The sequence below is a fragment of the Sphingomonas sp. 35-24ZXX genome, assembly GCF_000786215.1.
GTDB lineage: Bacteria > Pseudomonadota > Alphaproteobacteria > Sphingomonadales > Sphingomonadaceae > Blastomonas.
The window spans coordinates 564,708-587,556 of record NZ_JROG01000001.1 but is presented as its reverse complement, the minus strand read 5'-3'; the positions used below and the strand labels follow the sequence as shown (position 1 = coordinate 587,556).

Below are 22,849 nucleotides of genomic sequence, written 5' to 3'. Positions count from 1 at the left end.
CATGCATGCAGCCGCCGCGCCGGGCGGGTGGCCGGAGGCGATGCCCCCGGCCGTTCAGAAGCGGACTGAGAGCGTTGCCCTTGCGCCGTGGTCGGCGGTGTCCTTGCCGATCAGACCGGTATAGCCGATCGACAGATCCGCGTTGCGGCCCAGCTTGACCGTCGCATCGAGCCTGGTTGCCAGCGCGAAGCTGTCGAGCTGGACGCCGCGGATGGTAAAGGCCTGGGCGGGAGCCGCCGCCAGGGCGATCCGCGCCGCCGGATCGCGGTCACCGATCTGGACGCGCCCGGCCAGCGTGCCCGAGAGCTGCACCTTGCCCATGCGCACCACGCCATCGGCACCGAGCGTGATCGAACCGCTGCTGTAGCTCTGACGCCGGACCGAGAGCGCCGCCGCGCCGCCCGTCTCCGTCAGGGCATCGAGCCGGAACGATCCCGCAGCAACGCTGGCGAACGGACGATAGGTCGCCCCTCCCGCCTCGATCGCATAGCTCAGCTCGGCAAAGCCCTGGACCGCGCGACCATCGCCCCGGCCCCGGTTGGTCTCGGCAAAGCCCGGCAGCGCGACGTTGCGCACGCTGGTGAGATCGACCCCGGTGACGCTCGCGCCCATGCCGACGCTGACACCGCCGCTGTTGATGCCGGCATACAGACCGCCACCGGTCTGCTCGACCTCGGTACGTGAACCGCGCGCATCGACGCTGACCTTGCTGGTCATGTGCATGCCGTACGCACCGACGCGCCAGCTGCCCTCGCTGTTGGCGTTGCCATAGTCGATGCCGGTGATGAAGCCCTGACGGTCTGATTGATAGCGAGCGGCATTGCCATCGCGTTCAGCATCGCCCCAGCTGCCGAACACCTGGCCCCAAGCGCCTGCCCCGTTGCCCCATTCGGGCGTCTGGCGCGCGGCCGCAGTGACCGCGCCCAGCCGTCCGAGAACTGCTTCGCGCACCAGCCGCTCCTGCTCGATGCCCACGCCCGCAGCGGTGGCGTAGACCTCGCCCGAGAGCTGGTCAAAGGCGTTTGGATGCTGCGCATTGGGGAGCGCATAGATGTTGAACAGCGGCTGCGGGCTGTAGCCCGCGGTCACCGCCGCATCGATCCGCGACACCACCGAGCGCTGGTTGGCGGTCAGCGGCGTGGTGCCGACAATGTTGGTGAGCAGATTGGGCGCCATGCGCAGCAGCACCTGGTTGGCGGTGTAGACCAGCTCGGGACGATAGAGAATGCCGAACTCGCCAAAGCCGATCACGGACTCGAAGGTGCCGGTGCGGCCGCCGCTTGCCTGCAGCAGCAGATAGTTGCTGTTGAACGCATAGGTGCCGCCCAGATTGGTCAGCGCCGCGGTACCGCCCAGTTGCAGCGTGCCGTTGCCGATGAGCATGTCCGACCCTGCCGGAGCCTGAATCTGCAACCGCAGCGTGCTGCCCGACTGGAGCTGGATCGCGCCGTTGACGCCCAGCATACCGAGGCCGTTGACGCCCGGCGAGATCACCGAGCCGCTGCGCGCGATCAGTCCGCCGACCGTGCCGGTGCCCGAGAGCGTGGCCCCCGCCAGCACCGTGGTCGCCGAGCCTGCCAGCGATCCGGTGACACGCAGTTCGCCGCCCCGCACAGTGGTCATCCCGCGCAGGACGCTGCTGTCTGCGGTCAGCTCGAGCAGACCTGCGCCGGTCTTGTCGAGCAGCCCGGTGCCGCCGATCCGCCCGATGAAGACGCCGTTGGTCGCTTGCGCGAACTCCAGCGCGGCATCGTTCTGGATCACGCCCTGTAGCGACACCGTCGAGCCGATCAGGCGACCGGCGGAGATCAGGGTGCCGCCGGTATAGCTGTTGGGGCCAATCAGCGTCGTCGTGCCGGTGCCCGCCTGGACGAACATGCCAGTGCCGCTGATCGGGCCGGTCAGGCTGTAGGCGTTGCTGCGATTGATGATCAGCGCGCCATTGTTGATGACCGGGCCGATGATCGATCCGGTGGCACCGCCATTGCCCAGCTGCAACGTGCCCGCCGCGATGGTGGTGCCGCCCGTGTAGACATTGTCGCCCTCCAGGATCAGCCCGCCGGTTCCCGTCTTGCTGAGCGCGCCAGTGCCCGAGATCACGCCGCTGAACAGCGAGTTGACGCCATTCGTGCCGGTGCTGAGCCGCGCAGTGCCGAGCGCGATCGACCCAGTGCCGGAGAGGACGCCCACAGTCGTGTCGAAGCCGCCGAGCGACAGGCTGCCGGATGCGGCCTGCTGGAACACCGCAATTCCGGTGGTGATGCCGGTGAGTGTGATGGCGCCACTGTTCAGCACATCGCCGGTCAGCACACCGCTGATCCGCGCGGTGCCGCTGTTCGACAGCCCCCCCGCCAGCGTACCGACCGAGGTAAAGGTGCCGTTGTTGCTCACCAGCCCGCGGATCACGCCATTGTTGACCGCCGTTGCGCCCGTGAAGTTGACCAGCTGGCCCAGGATCGAGCCGTTGTTGATCAGATTGGCGTTGTTGAGCACGCTGCCTGCGATCACGGCACTGCTGAGCGTTGCTGCCATCGGCGCTTCGCCCGCAGATGTGGCTGGAGCCAGAGGATCGACCAGCGCGGATGCCAGCGGGCTGGCGGGTTCTGCGCCGCCGAGAACGGCCCCTTCCAGCCGCGCGGTGCCCATGCCGTTGCTGAGATCGGAAACCATCGCCAGACGCGCTGCGGACGAGCCGGTCGAAGCCGACGTCGGAGCCACCGACTGAGGCGCTTCGCCCGGCGCCACGACCGGCAGATCCGCCGAAACCAGGCCCGAAACCGAATCGGCGAACAGGTCCACCCGCTCCGGCCCGGACGAGACGCCACCTGCCAACGGCAGACGCTCTGCGCTCGAGGTGAGGCTGGCGGGCGTACGTCCGCCTGAGACCCAGCCGTTGTCCGCCAGCATCTGCGCGCGGACGCCAGCCGAAGCGGCAGCTGTCTGCACCGGATCGGCCGCAAGCCCATTGACCGCCGCCGGCAGGCTCGCCTGTTCCGCCACGATCGGCGACGCTGCGGCAGTGGTCGCGACGGCAACGGGTGCGCTCACGGCTGCGGGGGCAGCGACGGTCGCCACCACGCTGCCCGTGGTACCGCCCACGCTTGCGCCGTCGCCGATCACCAGCGTGCCCGCATTGACGATGGTAAGACCGGTATAGCTGTTGATGCCGGTCAGCGTGAACGTGCCGGTGCCCAGCTTCTGCAGTCCGCCGCTGCCCGAGATGACGCCAGAGAACAGCGACGAGCTGTTGTCCGAACCAACGACCAGCGTGCCGCTGCCCAGCTGGATCGGGCCCAGGCCCGCCAGGCTTCCCAGCGAAGCGTTGGAGCCCGCGAGGTTGAGACTGCCGCCCGCATTCTGCGTCAGGCGGCCCAGCACCGCCAGCGGACCGCTGAGGGTGATCGCGCCGTTATTGGCGACCGCACCATTGATCTGGCCCGCCAGGGTCGCGGTGCCGTTGTTGGTCAGCGATCCCAGGATCAGGCCCGCGCTCGCAAAACCGGCATTGTTCAGCACCGATCCGCTGAGGCCCGCGTTCGCAGTAAGCGACAACAGCCCAGCGTTCACGGTGGTAAGGCCGGTATAGGCCTGGCCCGACGTCAGCGTGAAGTTGCCCGCGCCCGTCTTGGTCAGCCCACCGGGGCCGCTGATCGTGCCGCCGAAGCTGGTCGAGGCATTGCTGCCCCCCAATGTCAGCGTACCGCTGCCCAGCAGCACCGTGCCCGCGCCGGACAGGCTGCCGATGCTGGTATGGAAACCTGCAAGATCGAAGGTGCCGTTGGCGGTCTGGCTGAAGCCGGTGATGCCGGTGAGACCGCCCTGAAGCTGGACGAGGCCGCTGTTGGTCACTGCGCCGTTGAGCTGGCCGGAGAGGCCGGCCGAGCCGCTGTTGACGAGGCCTCCGTTCAGCACGCCGGTCGAGATCAGCGTTCCGGTGTTGGTCATCAGGCCTGTCACCGTCCCGGCATTGCTGAAACCGGCATTGTTCTGGACTGCACTTGTGAGGCTGCCGCTGCTGGTCAGCGCCAGCACGCCAGCACTGACGGTGGTGGTCCCGGTCAGCGTATTCGCACCGGACAGCGTGAACGTGCCCGTGCCGGACTTGGCTAGGCTGCCGTCGCCCGCAAGCACGCCCGCATAAGCGGTGCTGGCGTTGCTGCCGCCGGTGTTCAGCACCTGGCCCGCAGCGATCTGCACGCGGCCGCCATTACCGGCGAGCGCACCGATGGTCTCGCCCACATTGACCGACAGCGTGCCGGCATTGACCGTGACCAGCGCCGTATCCGCGATCGAGGCCCCTGCCCCCTGCAGCACCACATCGCCGCCCGCCAGGGTCACACCCTGCGCAAAGCTGCCCGCGCCCGTCAGCGTGGTGCTGCCCGCGATCGCCTGCAGCGCATTGGCGGCACCGCTGATATCGCGGATCGCGCCACCATTGGAGGTGATGCTGCCGGTCAAGCTGCCGTTGGCGAGCGTTCCGCCCGCCAGGTTGATCGCGGTGATGCTCTGCTCGAAGCCGCCCAGGCTCAATGTGCCGCCTGCGCCGATGGTCACCAGGCCGTTGCCCGACCAGATATTGGCCGCGCCCGACGCGAGCGTGCCGCCGGTGATGCTGGTGGTACCGCTGTGCGACAGCAGGCCGGTGACGGTGAACGTGCCACTGCCCTGCTTGGCCAGATTGCCGGTGTTGAAGATCACCCCGGCAAAATCGGTCGAAGCGTCGTTGCCGCCCAGGGTCAGCGTCTGCCCGGAATCGATCTGCACGGTACCGCCTGTGCCTGCCAGCGAACCGATGGTTTCGGAGATCGCAACGATCAGGTTGCCGGTGCCCAGCGTGACCGCGGCGGCATCATCGATGCTGCTGCTACCCTGCAGGAACAGGCTGCCTGCGCTCACGGTGACGCCAGCGGCAAAACTGCCGCTGCCGAACAGAGCGGTGCTGCCGCCGGTGACGGTCAACGTGCCGGTGCTGGTCGCATTCGCCAGACCGACAAGACCTGCGCCGCCCGTGGTCAGCGCCTGGGTCGACCCCGCGAGCAGCGCGATATCAAGACGCCCGGCATCGGCGGTGATCAGGCTGTCCGATCCCAAGGTGACCGTGCCCGCCCAGATATTGCTGTCGGTGACGTTGCGCAGCGCGCCCGCGCCGTTCACGCCGGTGCCGCTCAAGGTCAGCGTCTCGCCGGTGATAGTCACGCCGCCCTGCAATTCCAGCGCAGCGCCCGCCGCGACCACAGTGCCCGCAGCACTGCTGCCCAGACCTGCATTGTTGCGGACCGAAAGCACGCCCTGGCTGACCGTGGTGAGGCCGGCATAGCTGTTGGTGCCAGTGACAACGAAAGCGCCGGTGCCGATCTTGGTGAGACCGCCATTGCCCGCGATCACGCCCGCGAAGCTGGTGGAGCTGTTGTCGCCGCCGGTGGTCAGCGTGCCGCTGCCCAGCAGCACCGATCCGCTGCCCGCGAGGCTGCCGATGCTGGTGCTGAAACCGCCCAGATCAAAGATGCCGGTCGCGTCCTGGGTCACCGTGCGGATACCAGTGATCGCTCCGGTCAGCGTGACCGTGCCCGCATTGGTGATGGCGTTGTTGAGCTGGCCTGCCAGCTGCGCGGTGGACCCTCCAGCGTTGGTCAGCAGGCCCGAAAGCGTGCCGGTGCTGACGAAGCCGGCATTGTTCACCACGCCGCCCGCCAGCGAGCCGCCGGTGCCGATCGCGAGCGTGCCCGCATTGATCGTCATGAGGCCGGTAAAATCGCTCGCCGCCGCCAGTGTGAAGGTGCCGGTGCCGGTCTTTATCAAGCTTCCATTGCCGGTGATCCGGCCGCTGAAGGTCGTGCTGGCACTGTTGCCGCCGGTGGTCAGCACGGCTCCATCGGCCAGGGTTACGGTGCCGCTGCCCGCCAGGCTACCAAAGCTGGTGCTGATCGGTCCGAGCACGAAGTTGCCGGTGCTCGCCTGGGTCACCGCGCCGATACCGGTGGTCGCACCGATCAGCGTAATTGTGCCCGCATTGGTGACGGCTCCGCTCAGGTTTCCGCGAACCCGCGCATCCGCTCCCGCCGTGTTGATCAGCCCGCCGTTCAGCGCGCCGGTCGAGGTAAGCACTGAGTTGTTCGTCACCAGTCCCGCGATGCGGCCGTTGTTCGTTACGCCCCCGATGCGCCCGTTGTTCGTGACGGTTACATTGTTGACCAATGCCCCCGCAAGCGACGCGTTGTTGCCCAGAATGAACGTGCCAGCATTGACGGTCGTGAGGCCGGTATAGCTCTGTGCGCCGGTGAGGAGCAGGCTGCCGCCGTTCGCCTTGATCAGACCGCCGGACCCCGTAATCGTCCCGTCAAAGGTCTGGGCTACACTGAGAGGCGCAATTGTCAGCGTGGCGCTCCCCAGGGCGACAGTGCCACTGCCGCTAAGGTTGCCGATGCGCGTGTCGAACCCTGCCAGATTGACCGTGCCGCCGCCGTTGACCTCCAGCGCGTCGATGCCGGTTGTGGTGCCTGTCAGCGTGACGGTGCCCGAATTGGTGATCACGTTGATCGTACCCGAGACATTCGCGATCGCGCCGACGTTATTCGTCAGGCTCGTAATCGTGCCGGTCGAGACAAGCTGACTGTTGTTGATGATGCTGGCAACGGCGCCGGTCGAGACAAGCTGACCGTTATTGACGACGCGCGCAAGGGTGCCGGCATTGTTCAGCGCCGCGTTGTTCGTCACCTCGCTGGTCAGACTGCCCTGAGCCGTCACGGCGAGCGTGCCGCCATTGATCGTAGTAGCGCCAGTGTGGCGCATCGCGCCAGCGATGGTCAGCGTGCCGGTACCGGTCTTGACGAGGCTGCCGATGCCCGTCGATGTGCCGGTATAGGTGGTGCTGGTGTTGTTGCTGCCGATGGTCAGCAGGCTGGCCTCGTTCAGCACGAGGGAGCCGGATCCTGCCAGGCTGCCGATGTTGACGCTGGCGCGACTGGCCAGGATCAGATTGCTGTTCGAACCCTGGGTCACGGACGCATTGCCGATCGTTCGACCGGTGACGTTGATGGTGCCGGCATTGCTGACATTTCCGTTCACTTCGCCGGAAATGTTGATCGCGGCCTGAACATTATTGTTCACCAAGCCCCCGTTCAGGACTCCGGTGGATGTCAGGAACCCTGTACTGGTATTGGTGACGAGCCCGTTGACAATACCCGCGTTCGCGAAACGAGCGCTGTTGACGACCACGCCAGCAAGCGATCCACCCGCCCGAAGCTCGAGAATGCCGTCAAGAATGGTGGTCTGCCCGCTATAGGTGTTGGCACCTGACAGTTCGAACGTACTGAAGCCATTCTTGACCAGACCGCCGCTGCCGGTGATGGTCCCGGCGAACGTCGATCCCGTGATCGCAGTCGTGGTCAGCGTGCCGCTGCCCAGCATCACTACGCCCGAGCCAGACAGGCTTTGGACAGTGGTATCGAACCCTGCCAGATTGAGCGTACCCCTGTTGGCCACCAGCCCGATTCCGGTCGTCTGTCCGGTCAGCGTGATCAAGCCATCATTTGTAATGTTGCCGTTGATCTGCCCCGAAGCCTCGACCGTTCCGCCTGTATTGTTGGTCAGGCCGCGCGCGAGAACGCCAGTTGTCTGCAACAGGCCATTATTGACGACTTGATTTCCGACGGTACCTGCATTGCGGAAGACCCCGTCGTTTTGCACCATACCGCTGATCGCGCCGCCATTGGCCAGAACGAGCGTGCCGGACGCATTTGTCGTCTGACCGAAATAGCTGTTGTTGCCGGTCAGGGTGAAGGTACCCGTGCCGCTCTTGGTCAGCCCGCCATTGCCCGAAATTACTCCGGCAAAGGTCGTGCTGCCATTGTCGGCACCCGTGGTCAGAGTGCCATTGCCCAGCGCAACGGAGCCGCTGCCCGAAAGACTGCCGATCGTCGTGTTGAACCCGGCGAGATCGAGCGAACCGTTTGTCTGAGTCAATGCACCGATGCCGGTGGTGGTCCCGGTCAGCGTGATCGCGCCCGAATTGCTCACCGCGCCATTGACCTGGCCTGCGAGGCTGGCAACCGCGCCTGACGCATTTACCAGCCCACCGCCCAGCACACCGGTCGAGGTCAGGCTGGCGCGGTTGGTGACCTGGCCCGAGACCGTGCCGGCATTGGTGAAGGTCGCGCTGTTGTCGACCCCGCCCGCGATCGCCCCGCCGCTGCCCAACGCCAGCGTGCCAGCGGCAATGCTGGTCAGCCCGGTGTAGCTGTTCGCGCCGCCCAGCGTCAGCGTTCCTGCGCCCGTCTTGGTCAGGCCGCCGGTCCCGGTGATAGCCAGGTTCAATCCAGCCGAACCGGCCGTGCTGCTGACATCGATGATCGAGAAACCGCCGGTGGTGGCAAGCCTGGCCGTGCCATCGGCCGGGGTCAGATTATAGCCAGCGGTTTCGAACCGCAGCTCCTGGAACGCCTGGGTTCCGCTCACCTGCACCGTTCCGCCCGCAGCGCCGCTGAACACGCCGGTCTGGCCACCCCAGGCAAAGTTGCTCGAGAATCCGGGCGCAGACGTCCAGTTGCCGTTGGCGCTGTTCCAGATGCCCGATCCGCCATTGCCATTGACGGCAGTCGAACTGCCGAGGTCGGTGCCGTCCCAGTACAGCACGGTCGGCACGCCCTGCGTGAACCGCACGCTGATCTGTCCCGCGACGTCGCTGACCAACGACGTGGTGAAACCGCCCGGCCGCTCGCCGAACAGCAGGCCGTTGTCGGTCAGGGTGCCGGTATAGTTGATCAGCCGATAGATGCCTTCGCCAAAGCCAGGCAGCGCAGTGATGTTGACCGTGCCGTCGAGCGTCAGGTTGCCGCCCACGGTGATCAGATCGTTGATGCCGCCGCCGACAACGCCCGCCTGCGCGAGCTCGAAATTGAGCAGTGAGGCCGCATCGAGCAGCAGGTTGCCGCCGATCGCAAGCGTGCCCGGGCTGTTGCCCGGCGCAAAGATGCCCCCTGCGCCCAGCGACAGATTGCCGAGGAACGTGCCCGATCCGCTCAGCGTCGCGCCATTGGCGACGATGAGATTGGCACTGTTGGCAACAACGTCCCCAAGCTGGCCGTTGAGCACCAGCGAACCGGCATTGACTGTGACCGTGCCGGTGAAATTGGCCGCTGTGGTGTTGCTGCCGCCCAGGGTAAGCGTGCCGGTGCCGGCCTTGGCAAATGTGCCAGATCCGGAGATGATGCCGTCGAAACTGGTCGACGCATTGCTTGCGCCCGCCGTCAGCGTGCCTGCACCCAGTTGAATGGCGCCATTGCCCGCAACGCTTCCCAAGGTCGCATTGAAGCCGGCCAGATCGAGGCTTGCACCGCTATTCTGGGTAAAGCTGGGCGAACCCGACAGGGCTGCGGTCAGCGTGATCGCACCCGAATTGGTGATCGCGCCGCTGACGGTGTTGGCAAGACTTGCGGTCGCGCCCACGTTGTTGACCAGACCGCCCGCCAACGTACCGGTGGAGACCAAAGTTGCTGCGTTGGTGAAGACCCCTGTTGCGGTTCCCGCATTGATGAAGGTCGCATTGTTCTGCACCGGGCTCGCCAGCGACGCTCCGGTGGCAAGGAGGATCGTCCCCAGGTTTATGGTCGTAAGGCCTGTAAAGCTGTTGAGGCCCGAGAGGGTCAATGTCCCCGTGCCAAGCTTGGTGAGATTCCCCGATCCGCTGATCGCACCGCCAAACGATGTGCTGATGCCGTTGCCGGCGAGCGACAGGGTGCCTGCCCCCAGCTGGATTGTGCCGTTACCTTCCAGCGACCGGATCGTGGCGTTGAACCCTGCCAGGTTGAACGTACCGCTCGCATTTTGCGAGAGGGTGGCCGAACCCGATGTCGCACCGTTCAGCGTGATGGCGCCGGAGTTTGTCACCGGTCCGTTGAGAGTGCCGGAAACGGTGGCTGTCGCGCCCGCCGCGTTCGTGAGCCCGCCGAACAGCCGTCCACTGGACGCCAGCGTGGCGTTATTGGCCACGAGACCCGTGATGCTGCCTGCATTGACCAGGCTTGCGTTGTTCAGGACCGTGCCGGCGAGGCTGCCGGTGGTGGTGAGCGAAAGAGTGCCTTCGCTTACCGTCGTCGGACCGGTGAAGGTGTTGCCACTCGTCAGTGTCAGTGCACTGTTGCCGATTTTCCGAAGTTCACCGTTGCCGGCAATCACCGCGCCCAGTGTCGACGTCTGAGGGGCACCTCCAATGGTGAATCGACCGCCATTGAGCGTTATGGCCCCGAGCAAACCATCGATACTTCCGACGGTGAAGTCGAATGCGCCGATATCGGTCGTCGAGTTGCCATTCAGAGTTGCGCGGGACCCGACGGTGGTATTGCCGGTCAGGATTACGTTCGAACTGTTGTTGAAATTGAGGGTGACGGCTCCGCTGACCCGTGCGGTGCCGCCCTGCAGATTGTTGAGGCTGCCAGCAGTACCGTTGAACACGAGGTTGCCGGTATTGGCGATGGTTCCCGCGTAGGAACCGCCAAAGGTGAGGTTGGCCCTGTTCGAGACCGTCGTTGGCCCAAAGGCCGATCCGAAGCCATTGGTGATGATCGCCGAGCCCTGGTTGATATCCAGGGTCGAGGTCTCGACTGTCGCATTGGTGAGCGTCAGCGTGCCGGTGCCCAGCTTGACCAGCGATCCCCCGCCAATCATGCTGCCCGAGAAGGTCGTCGAACTGTTGTCGCCGCCAACTGTCAGCGAGCCGCCGCTGCCGCCATTGATCCTGCCGCTCCCCGCCAGGCTGCCAAACGCTGAGAAGGTGGACCCGATATTGAGGATGCCTGTGCTGTCCAGGACCAGCGCTGCGGTCGAATTCACGCTAGCGGTCAGGCTGATCGTGCCAGAGTTGTTGATTGCGCCGCCAATCGAGCCGGAAAGGTTCGCCATCGCGCCCGCCGCATTGGTCAGCCCGCCTGCAAGCGTACCCGTGCTGCTCAGCGTTCCCGTGTTGGTCACCAGGCCATTGATCGTGCCGCCATTGGTTAGCGTCGCACTGTTCTGGACAGCGCCCGCGATGAAGCCGCCGCTGAGCAGCGACAGCGTGCCGCCGGTCACGCTGGTGGTGCCGACATAGCTGTTGGCGCCCGCCAGCGTCAGCGTACCCGCGCCGGTCTTGGTCAGACCCGCCGTACCCGAAATCGGCGTGTTGAGACGGGCTGCGATGCCGGTATCGACGTTGATGATCGAGAAGCCGCCGGTCGTCGCCAGGCCGTCCGTGGGGCCAGTGGAGTTCAGCGTATAGCCGTTGGTCAGGAAGCGCAGCTCCTGGAAGGCCTGGGTACCGGTCACGCTGACGGTCCCGCCGGCTGCGCCGGCGAACACCCCGGCCTGTCCGGCCCACGCATTGTTGACGGCAAAGCCGGTCGGTGTGGTCCAGTTGGTGGAGGTGCTGCTCCAGCTCCCCGCACCGCCTTCGCCATTCGCCGTCGCGATCGCCCCAGTCAGGTCGGCGCCATCCCAGAACTGGACCGTCTGGGTGCCTGCATTGAACAGGATATTCACCTGGCCCGCGATGTCGGTGAGCACCGAAGAGGTGAATCCGAGCGGCAGCGTGCCCAGGGTCAGCTGGCTGTTGGTCAGCGTGCCGCCATAATTGAACAGGCGGTAGAAGCCGGCACCAAAGCCGGTCAATGCGGTGACGTTGAGCGTGCCGTCGAGCACCAGATTGCCGCCGACGCTGATCAGATCGTTGATCCCGCCGCCGACAACGCCCGCCTGTGCCAGCTCGAAGTTCAGCACGGAGGTATCGTTCAGCGTCAGGTTGCCCGCGATGGTCTGCGTCGCCGGGCTGTTGCCGGGCGACAGAATGCCGCCATTGGCGACCACGACATTGCCCTGGATCGTGCCCGAACCGCCCAGAGCTGCGCCCGATGCGACATTGATGGTCGCGGCGCGGTTGGTGACATCGCCCAAAGTGCCATTGACCAGCAGCGTGCCGCCATTGACGTTGAAGGTGCCCGTGAAGGCATCCGTCGCGGTGTTGGCGCCTGACAGCGTCAGCGTGTTGGCCAGGTTCTTCTGCACCGTACCAGCGCCGGTCAGCACGTTGGCCATACTTACCGCATCGCTGCGGTTGAGCAGCAGCTGCGTGCCGGTGCCGATCGCAATGGTGCCGGTGCCGATGCTGCCCGTGGTGCCGCCAGTGCCGATCTGCAGGCTTCCGCCGGTGATGCTGGTGGTGCCGGTATAGCTGTTTGCGCCGGTCAGTGTCAGCGCGCCCGAACCGCTCTTGAGCAGCGAGACTGCCCCGGTGCCGCTACCGATGACGCCGCTGAAGGTCGAAGACGCGTTTTGCAGGGCGGTAAACTGGGCCGCTGTCGCGGACGAATTGGTGATCACGCCAGCGCCGCTCAGATTGACGCCGCCGCCAGCAAATCCGTTGAGGTCCAGCGTGCCGGATGAGCCGACCGTCAGACCGCCGCCTGCCGAGAGCAGCAATCCTTCTGCCAGCCCGTTGAGCCTAAGCGTTCCGCTATCAATCGCGACGCTCGTGCTCGCCGCCACAGGCTGGACCGATGTGAAACCAAAGGCCACCGTGCCGGTCTGGCTGGCCGTACCGAACTGGATGGTATTGCCGCTGGCGCTGCTGCTCAACGTTCCCCCAAGCGTCAGGGTCTGTCCACTGGCGGCCGAAAGGTTGACACTCGCCAGCGCATTTAGCGTCAATCCATTGATGCTCGCTGAGACACCGGTTGCAGTCGCCAGTGTGCTTTGGCCCGCCATGGTGACAGTTCCGGTCCCCAGGGCCTGGCTGCCGCCAATAAGCAATGCGCCGCCAAGGATTGACGTGCCGCCACTATAGCTATTGTTGGCCGCGAGGGTGAGAGTGCCCGTGCCCGTCTTGCTGACCGCCCCGTCCCCGGAAATGCTGGTCCTGATCGTATAGGTGCCCGGTGCAGCAAAAACGAGATTGGTACCCAGCGCTGTTTGCACCGATACAGGAATCAATCCGCTTCCCAAGGCGCGAGCACTGTCGATCTGAAGCGTTCCGCCGTTGAGCCTTATGTTGCCACTGAAAAAGTTATCACTGCCGGAGAGCGTTAGCGTCCCCGTACCGACCTTGGTCAGTGCCGACCCGGCCGTAAGCCTGCCCGAATAAGTCGTGTTCGTGTTGTCGCCGCCGGTCGTGAGCGTCGCCGCCCCGATGAGCGACACGGTTCCGGTACCGGCCAGGCTGCCGATGGTGGCGGCCCCCCCGTTTAGGATGAAAAGACCGCCATTCTGAACAAAAGCACCGCTGACATTCAGCGTCAGTGGGCCATCGACGGTAAGGCTGCCGGTATTTGTGAGGCTGCCAAGAACCTGGCCGCTCACGTTGGAAAGGCCATTGTTCATCAGCCCGCTTGCCAGAGTGCCGGTCGCGGTAGATCTGAAGTTGCCGCCGGAATCGACCGTGACAAGACCGCCGACCGTTCCGCTGTTGATGAAAGAGCCCTGATTGCGGACGGCAACTGCACCTGCCAGCGTGCCGGTGGTATCCACGAACACCTGGCCCAAGTTCCCCAGTACCGTGGTGAGGCCGCTGAACGAGTTGGCACCCTGCAGAGTGAGACTGCCTGAGCCGGATTTGGTGATGCCGCCCGATCCGGAAATCACGCCGGTGAAAACGGTATTGGTCGATTGCGCCAGCGTCAGCTCGCTTGTGCCGAGCGCCACCCGGCCAGCGCCAGCCAATGCTCCGATCGTCTCTGCAGCGAGAAGCTGGAACGTCGCACCGGATGCGACGGTCACAGCGGCAGTATCGGCCAGCGCACTTCCGCCTTGTACCGCAAGCGTGCCGCCATTGATCTGCACGGTGCCGCTGCCCGTGCCGGCAGCTGTCAGCCGGAGCTCTCCCACTCCGGTCTTCGTCAGGTTGCCGCTCAGGGCCAAACCACCCTGCAAGGTCATCGATGCCGCTGCGACATCAATGGTACCGTTCCAGCTGCTGATCGTCAGCGGCTTGGTCAGCGTGCCCGCCGCATCCGCCCCCAATGTCGTACCGCTGAGCGTGATGCCGGACGAACCATTGAGCAGCGTGTAGGCATTGGCGTTAGCAAGCCTGAGCGCTCCGAAATTGATGGCAATCGGATTGACCGCTGCCCCCAGCGACACTGCCACCGGAGCCAGTTCGATCGTTCCTGACAAGGTCGAGGAACCGAAATTGAGCGAGGAACCTGCCGGCCCATCGAAGAACAGCTGACTTGATGCCAGCCGCAGCGTGGTGCCACCGACCGCTGCCACGGTCACGTTCGCCGCGTTAACCGCGAGGTTGTTGTTCAGCGTACCGGATACGTCGCCGCGAAGGATGGTGTTCGCGAACAGCTGGATGGTGCCGGTCCCCGCCGCATTGATGATGCCAGCATTGGCACTGCCGAGAAGGACCGTGCCTCCGCCGATGGCCAGTCCGCCGGAAAATGTGTTGGCGCCGGTCAACCCCAAAATGCCGCTGCCCTGTTTGCCGACACTGCCCAGGCCCGAGATAGTATTGGCAACCATCAGCAGATCAGACCGGTTGAACGCCAGGAAAGAACTGCCATTGACCGTGATATTGCCGGCGCCAAGCGCGCCCGTCGTTCCGCCGATCCCCACGGTCAGGCCGCCCGTACCGCTGATCGTGGTGGTTCCCGCATAGCTGCTGTTGGCGGTCAGGACCAACTGGCCATTGCCCGTCTTGGCAAGGCTGCCGGTGCCCGACAGCGCGCCGTTCAGGGTCAGGCTTGTGCCCGTTGCCACGTCGATTCCCGCTGCGCCGGTCAACGAGACATTGCGCGCAGAGCTGAACGTCGCAGTCGAGCCCAGCAGGGCGTTGCCGATGGTCAGGCCCCCTGCGCTGGCGCCGAGATGGGCGTCCGAGCCGACATTCAGCCGGCCCGCGGTGATGGTCGTGCCACCCGAATAGGTGTTTGTGCCCGACAATGTCAGCGTGCCAGCGCCGATCTTTTCGAGCGGACGAGCGCCGCCCGTTTCGGAAATCACGCCCGACTGGGTCGCCGCCCCGGTCAGCACCTGCAGCTGCGTGCTATTGGAACCCAGCTGGATCGGCGTCGCCATCACCAGGCCGTCGCTGTAATCGATGACCGATCCCGTGGTGCGGATGATGCCCGTGGCACCGCCCGCCGCATTGGCACTGCGCAGCGCCAGCGTGCCGCCAGCCACGGTAATGCCGGTGGTGAAGCTGTTCGATCCGGACAGCAGGAGCGTACCCGCTTCCACCGTGGCCGATCCCAGCGCGAGATTGCTGCTGACCGTGGCCACCCCGCTGCCCAGCTTGCGCAGCGCGCCGGTGCCGGTGATCAGCTGTGCCAGCGTGATATCACTGCTGAGGTTGATCGCCAGCGTACCATTGTTCGTCACCGCGCCGCTAGCGAGCGTTCCGGCGGTGCCGCCATCGCCGATCTGCAACGTGCCCCCGCTTATCGTGGTCGTGCCCAGATAGCTGCTGTCGCCCGTAAGGGTGAACGTGCCCGTGCCGATCTTGACCAGGCCACCGGTCGACAAAATCTGGCCGGAATAGCTGGTGCTCGAATTGTTGCCGCCCGTCGTCAGGATCGAATTGTTGAACAGACCAATCGAGCCTGTACCCGCGATCGATCCGATGGCCTCGCTCGCGTCCAGCGACAAGCGGCCCGATCCGACACCCGTGATCGCCACGGAGTCGTTGATCGCATTGCCACCAGTGACCTGCAGCACGCCGGCATTGATGGTGACAGGGCCGGTAAAGCTGTTGTTGCCGGCAAGCTGAACCTGGCCGGCCCCATTCTTGATCAGGCCGCCGATGCCGCCGAGCGCGGAATTCACAAAGATCGAGGAATTACCGTCCGTATTCAGGGTCAGCACGGCATTGACGAGGGCCCCGAAGCTTGCCCCCCGGAAACGGATCAACTGCCCGTTCTGGACGCTGACCAACCCGTCCGCCTCCAAAAGCATATTGCCATCGAGGTTGACCGACCCGAGCGCATTCAGCGCGCCGACGCCGCCTACACCGGTTCCTCGGAAGCTGATGGCATCGGCAATGTTTCCAGCCGTGCCGAATGCCAGCGTGGCACCGCTGCTGACCGTCGTCCCGGCCACATTGTTGCCCAGCGCGCTATCAGAGTTGACGGTCAGCGTGCCTGCCGAAACGGTCGTCAGCCCTGAATAGGCGTTCGTACCACTCAGCGTCAGATTTCCCGCGCCCAGCTTGGTCAGCGTACCAGCGCCAGTGATGGCGTTGCCGACCGAGAAGTCGTTCGACCGGTTGAACACCAGCGCAGAGTTGTTCAAGACATTTCCGCTGCCCAGCGTACCGGTGGTGCCGCCATTCCCGATCCGCAGGGTGCCGGTGCTGATGGTCGTGGCACCGAAGGTGTTGCTGCCCACCAAAACAACTGTTCCGGTACCATCCTTGACGAGATTTCCGGTGCCGAGCGCGAGCACCGAGTTGACGGTGGTGGTGCCTGAGCCACCAATGGTCAGAGCAAGATTGTCGCCGGTAACGCCTCCGGCCAACACAGCACTATTGGGCGAATCCGTGTTGATTCGGGCCGCGCTGCCAAGCGTGACTGCACCACCCAGTTGGGTTGCCGCATTCAAACGCAGTGCACCAACGCCGCCCACCCCGGTGCCGTTGATCGTGATCGATTCGGCCATAGGGCCATCTGCGATGATTTGAAGCGTTGCGCCATTGGCAACGATCGTGTTCCCGACCGCGCTGCCGAGCGAACTGTCCCTGAGAGCCACGAGCGTACCCGCAGAAACAGTCGTTACCCCATCATAGGTGTTTCGGCCGCTCAGCGTGAGGGTCGCGGCACCCAGCTTGGTCAGCGAGCCGCTGCCGCTGATGACGTTCGCGGCAGTCAGGACGTTCGACCGATTGAAGACCAGCGCCGCATTATTCACGACATTGCCAAAATTCTGTGTCTGCGTGAATTGAGTGCTGCCCAGCGTGCCTGTAGTGCCGCCATTTCCGATCTGCAGGGTGCCCGCACTGATCGTGGTCGTGCCAAAATAGTTGTTCTCGCCGGTCAGCGTGAGGGTCCCCGCGCCCAGCTTGGTCAGGGAGCCGCCACCAATGATGCCGTTCGCGACAGTGATATTGTCCGAACGATTGAACGCCAGCGTTGCGCCGCTGCCTATGCCCACGCGGCCGCTACCGAGCGAGCCCGAGGTCCCGCCATTGCCGATCTGCAGGGTGCCTGCTGCGACTCCAGTGTCTGGGATAACGCCGATGCCGGCGCCATAGCTATTGTCGCTCACCAGCGTGAGCGTCCCCGAGCCGTCCTTATACAGCTGGCCGGTGCCGCTGATGACATTGCTGATCGTGACATCGTCCGAACGGTTGAACACAAGTTCGACATTGTTCACCACATTGGCTGTGCCCAGCGATCCGCTGGTGCCGCCGTTACCGACCGACAGGATGCCTCCCGAGATCGTGACGGTGCCGGCAAGGACGTTGTTGCCAGTGATCGTCACCCTGCCAAAACCGGTTTTGGTGAAACCGCTCGTTCCGCTGATCACGCCACCCAAGGTCAAGGTGAAGTTGGGATCAGAAACGCCAAACCCGTTGCCGGAACTGAGGTTGATGGCGTTGCTGATCGAACGATCTGCTGTGCCCGCCCATGCCAACGCCGTGCCTGCAGCCATGGTGAGCGTGCCAGTTCCTAGCGCCGTATCGCTGCCAACCGCCAGCGCCCCTGCACTGATCGTGGTGCCACCGGAATAGTTGCTGGCGCCGGTCAGGGTGAAGGTGCCGGTCCCGGTCTTGGTGAGACTGCCGGTTCCGGCGATGATGCCCGCAAAGCTCGTCGATGTGTTGTTTCCGCCGGTTGTCAGGACCGACCCGTTCTCGAAATTGACCGTGCCCGCCCCGGCGAGCGAGCCGATGGTTTCGGAGCTGATGACGAACAGCCGCGAGCCCGTCACCATGCTCACCGCGACCGTGTCCGCCAGCGCAGTCCCGCTGGCCAGGACCACATCGCCGCCGTTGATCGTCAGCGGCCCGGTAAAATTGTTGCTGCCGTTGAGTCTGAGCAGACCGCTGCCCGTCTTGATCAGACCGCCAGTGCCGGAGATCGCGCTGTTCGCGAAGGTGGAGGAATTGCCGGTGCCTTCGCTGGCGAAGGTCAGCGTCGAAGCGCCCAGCGATATTCCGCCGGTGTTGAAGGTCAAGGCGATGCGATCGGCGACCGAGATCGTCGAGTCGGCAGCGAGCGTGATTCCGCCGGTCAGAACCGTGGATTCGTTGCCCGACGCGCCAGCCGGGGCGACGCGGATCGCGCCGATGCCACCGTTGCCAGTGCCGCTGATGGTCAGCGCCTCGCCAATGTTCAGCGGCGTTCCGCTGAACTGCAGGGTCGCGCCGCTGTTGACGGTGGTACCGACCCCGCCGTTGCCCAGCGCCGTGTTGCTGCCAATCGTGAGCGTACCCGACTGGACGGTGGTAGTGCCGGTAAAATCGCTTGCCCCCGACAGGCTCAGCGTTCCGGTGGAAATGATGTTCTGCGTGCCGTTGAGGTTGCCTGAGAAGCTGCCGCCAAGGATTCTGGTCGTCGCGCCATTGTTGATCAGCGTGCCGCTGCCCTGCAGGTTCTTGATGCCATCGGTGCCGCTGAAATTGATCCCGCCCAAATTCAGCGTTCCGGCAGCGTCGATCTGCGTGAGCTCGATGACGTTCAGAATACCGGGCAGCACAACCGAGGTCGTGTTGAGCAACGTGCCGCTCTCGACAATGAGCCGTGCACTTCCGGTCGTCGTGGCAGCCGAGGAAAACCGGAAGGTCCCTGCATTTGCGCCCGTCCCGGTGGTTGCAATCCGCAAGGTGCCGACCAGGTCCAATGGATTTGTTCCATCGCCGGTCTTCGTCAGCGTAACGCCAGGCGCGGTCACGATCCGCACGTCCGCGCCCTGCGGAACGGTCAATCGGTTCGTCAGCGTGAACGAGCTATTGGCCTGCAATGCACCGCCGTTCATCCGGATCGTGCCGGTGCCGGCGCTGGAGGCCGCTGCCAGGGCAAGCGTGCCCGAATTGACGGTGTTGCCGCCAGAGTAGCTGCTGGTCGCGCTCAGCGTCAATGTGCCGGTGCCCGCCTTGACCACATTGCCGGTGCCGCTGATGGCATTTGCGACAGTGAAATCGTTGCTGCGGTTGAATGCCAAAGCCGCATTGTTGGTCACCCCGCCGCTGCCCAGCGTGCCACTTGTGCCCCCGTTGCCGATCTGCAACGTCCCAGCCGAGACAAGTGTCGTGCCGGCATAGCTGTTCGCGCCGGTCAGGATCAGCGTGCCTGCACCGGTCTTGGTGAAACCATTCGCTCCGTCGATCGCGCCGCCCAGCGTGAAGGTGTTTGTGGTACTGGAATTGGCGATGCTGATCCCCGTGCCGTTCAGCGTGATCGCATTGGCGATCGTCCGGTTGCCGGTGCCGCCGGATTCCAGGCTGGTATTCTCTCTCATTAAAAGAACGCCGGCGCCCAGCGCGGTATCGCTACCAACGGCAAGTGTACCTGCGATGAGGCCCGTGCCCCCAGCATAGTTACTGTTGCCCGACAGCGTCGTACGGAAACCAGCGTTGTTGATGTTGACCTCAAGGCTGCCCTGATTGCCAGGCGTGCCCGGTCCGGTGAGGGTCGCGGCCAATTCGTAGTCCGCGCCCAGATTCTCGAGCAAGATTCTGTTGTTGAAGCCGCTCGACAGGATCGTCGTGCCGGCGTCTATCGACGTCGCGCCGGTGATGAGCAAGCCGCGGCTGTTCCCCGCGAACTGAATGGTTCCGCCGCCGGTGATCGAGCCGCCCGAGGCGTTGTAGTTACCGGTCGTCAGGATCAGGGTCCTGCCACCCAGCGCCAGCGTTCCGCCGGAATGGGTCGCAGACGAAATCGCGCCATCCACGCCCATGTCCAGCGTGCCGCCCGTAAGCTGGAGCACGCCGCCGCCGGAAAGGGGGGAGGTGCCGCGCAGCGCGAGCGTGCCCGCTTCCACGAAGGTGTTCGAATAGCTCTTGCCGCCGGTCAGGGTGACCGTGCCGCCACCCCTTTTGATCACGGTGCCAGTCGAGGTCACATCATTGGCGACCGTGATGTCGTCCGACCGGTTGAAGACCAGATTCGCGCCATTGAGCGTGACCGTGCCCGACCCCAGGGTGCCGGTCGTGCCGCCATTGCCGATCTGCAGGGCCCCGCCATTGACGGTCGTTCCACCAGAATAGTTGTTGGTGTTGGTGAGGGTCAGCGTGCCGCCCAGGAACTTGGTCAGGGTACCGGTGCCGCCGATGACGCCGCCCAGGGTGATGTCCGAACTGCTATCGATATTGGCCGTGCCGGACAGGGTGATAGCACGGTTGGTGGTGAGCGCGCTGGTAAAGGTCAGGTTGGCATTGTTGTTGATCGTGATGCCGCCCGAAGCCGCGCCCAGGTTCGCGTCCGCACCGATCCGCAGTGTGCCGCCGCTGATCACCGTGCCGCCCGAATAGCTGTTCACGCCCGAAAGGACGAGCGAGCCAGCGCCGATCTTCTCGATCGGCCTTGCGCCGCCAATTTCCGAAATGATGCCCGATTGTGTCGCGGTGCCGGTTGTTACCTGGAACTGGGTGGTATTGGAGTTAAGGTCGACTCGCGCCGCATTGTTGATGCCCTGGGCAAAATCAATGACCGATCCGGTGGTGAGGATCGTTCCGAAGCCCGCGCCCAGATTGCCTTGCAGCGAAAGTGTGCCCTGCGACAGGATCAGTCCGCCGGTCGTGCCCGTCAGATTAAGCCCGGAACCGAACGTCAAGGTTCCGGATCCGGTCTTGAGGATCTGTCCCGCAGCAAGTGACACGCTGCCACTGAAGGTAACATTGCCTGCGCCGCCAACGATCACACTGTTATCGACGGCACTGATGCCGCCAGCCAGATGGAGCGTTCCGGCGTCGGAATTGATCCGCGATACGCTAGCCAGCGTGATTAACCCGGTCAGAACATTGTCGCCCGACAGATTGCGCAGCGCACCGCCACTCGACACGCCTACGCTTCTGAGGGTAATCGCCTCTCCAAGACCAGTCAGACCGCCCTGAACCGCGAGCGTCGCAAAGTTAGCAACACTCGTCCCACCATCGGCGGTGCCTAGTGCGGCATTATGGGCCGCAATCAGCGTCCCTTCGTTGACCGTTGTTCCACCGGAATACGTGTTGGCGCCCGAAAGGACGAGCGTGCCCGCGCCGCCTTTTGTGAGCGCGCCGGCGCCACCGATGATCCCCGACAAGGTCAGGCTGGTCGCAGTCGCGGGCGAAATCGTGCCGCCGCCAGCGTTCAGGGTGATATTGCGCGCCGAGGTGAACCCGGCTGTCGTCACCAGCGTGCCGCCGTTGAAGCTGATCGGGCCGGAGGCGCCCAGGGCGCCGTCGGATGAAATGCTGAGCGTACCGCCATTGATCGCCCAGGGCGTCGCGGCCGAGGTGGAGCCCGTCAATGTCCAGGTGCTCGTCCCGATTTTCTCATACACGCCAAAATTGCGGAATTGCGCGGAAGAGCTGATGAGCGATGCATCGAATGTTCCGTTGGCCGTGCCGCCAAGGCGCAGCGTGTCCGCAGCAGAACTGGCCACGACATTGCCCAGGAAAGTCGAGCCGGACAGTATCTCCAGAACATTGGTGCCACCCGTGAAGCTGACGGCATTCGCACGGCCGAAGACCCCGGTTCCGGCGCTCACCGAGCCGCCGACGACCAGCGTCAGGTTTGAGCCGGTGATACCGTCACCGCCATTGCTCTGCCCGGCACCATTGAGCGCCGGCCCACTGTTGCCGCCCGTCACAGAACCGGACGATCCGATGGTTACAATGGAATTCGCGCCAAGCACATGGAGGCCAACACCGCCATTGCCTGCAACACCGGCCGCGCCGCCGCCGGCGGAGCCGATCGCGCCACCGCTGCCACCGTTTCCGCCGGTGACCGAGCTGTTGATGGTCAGATTTGCAGCATTTGCGGTCAAAGCCAGACCAACGCCGCCAGAGCCGCCATAGCCGCCGAAGCTGCCTGTGCCACCATTGCCACCCAAGCCACCCACGCCGCCCAATACGTTGACAGTGAGGGTGCCAAGATTGCCGCCGCCTGTGACCACGGCACCAAACCCACCTGCGCCGCCGCCGCCGCCGCCTCTGTTCGCGCCGGCAGCGCTGACTGCGCCTGCGCCACCGCTGCCACCGATCGCCGCGCTGCCCAGAACGGTCGCGCCGAAATAACCATGCGCACCGCCGCCGCCGCCGCTACCTGCGGCGCCACCAGCCGATCCATTGGCACCAGCCGAGGCACCGCCCGCACCACCGCCGTTGCCGCCGCTGCCTCCGGTCACGCCAGCGCCGCCACCGCCGCCCGAGTTCGCATTTCCAGCGCCGCCGCCCCCTGCGCCGGTTTCACTGGAGGCTCCTCCGGATCCGAGGTTGTTACCACCCCGGCCGCCGGTGGTTTGCGCAAGTGCAATGTCGGGCATCACCAGCAAGCTGGCTGCAGTCACCGCTATCGCTGCCGGAACCAGCGCGGTCGAATGCAGCAGCGAGGCCGCCCCCAGCCTTCCCGCACCGCCTGCAAAGGCGGCCATGGCGGGGATCAATGCCGTCGAGTTGAACAGGCCGTGCTGACGCGGCCGCACGCTTTCAACGCGCTCCGAACGGTCTGCGCCGCTGTTCCGGATCGACTGCATAAATTCCCCCAAGTTCAATCTAACAACCAGTTGCGACCCGGCTTGAATGTTTTTTGAAGGCAAGCAGCAGCTTACGGGCCGGAACGACCATCCCGTACGAGCAGGCAGGGCAGCGATGGTGATCGAAGACGGGAGATAGGCGCGCAGTTGCAAACGTTGGCAATAAAATCAGCCACTTGCTCAACTTCGCCCGCTGGTTCGCGAGCTG

At 64.7% G+C, this 22,849-nt stretch carries 1 protein-coding gene; it reads right to left on the bottom strand.

What is annotated here, in order from left to right:
• Nucleotides 1-54: 54 nt before the first annotated feature.
• Nucleotides 55-22,641, bottom strand: a complete 22,587-nt coding sequence (locus LI72_RS19900) for an autotransporter-associated beta strand repeat-containing protein (RefSeq protein WP_052129416.1) — start codon at nucleotides 22,639-22,641, stop codon at nucleotides 55-57.
• Nucleotides 22,642-22,849 lie beyond the last annotated feature (208 nt).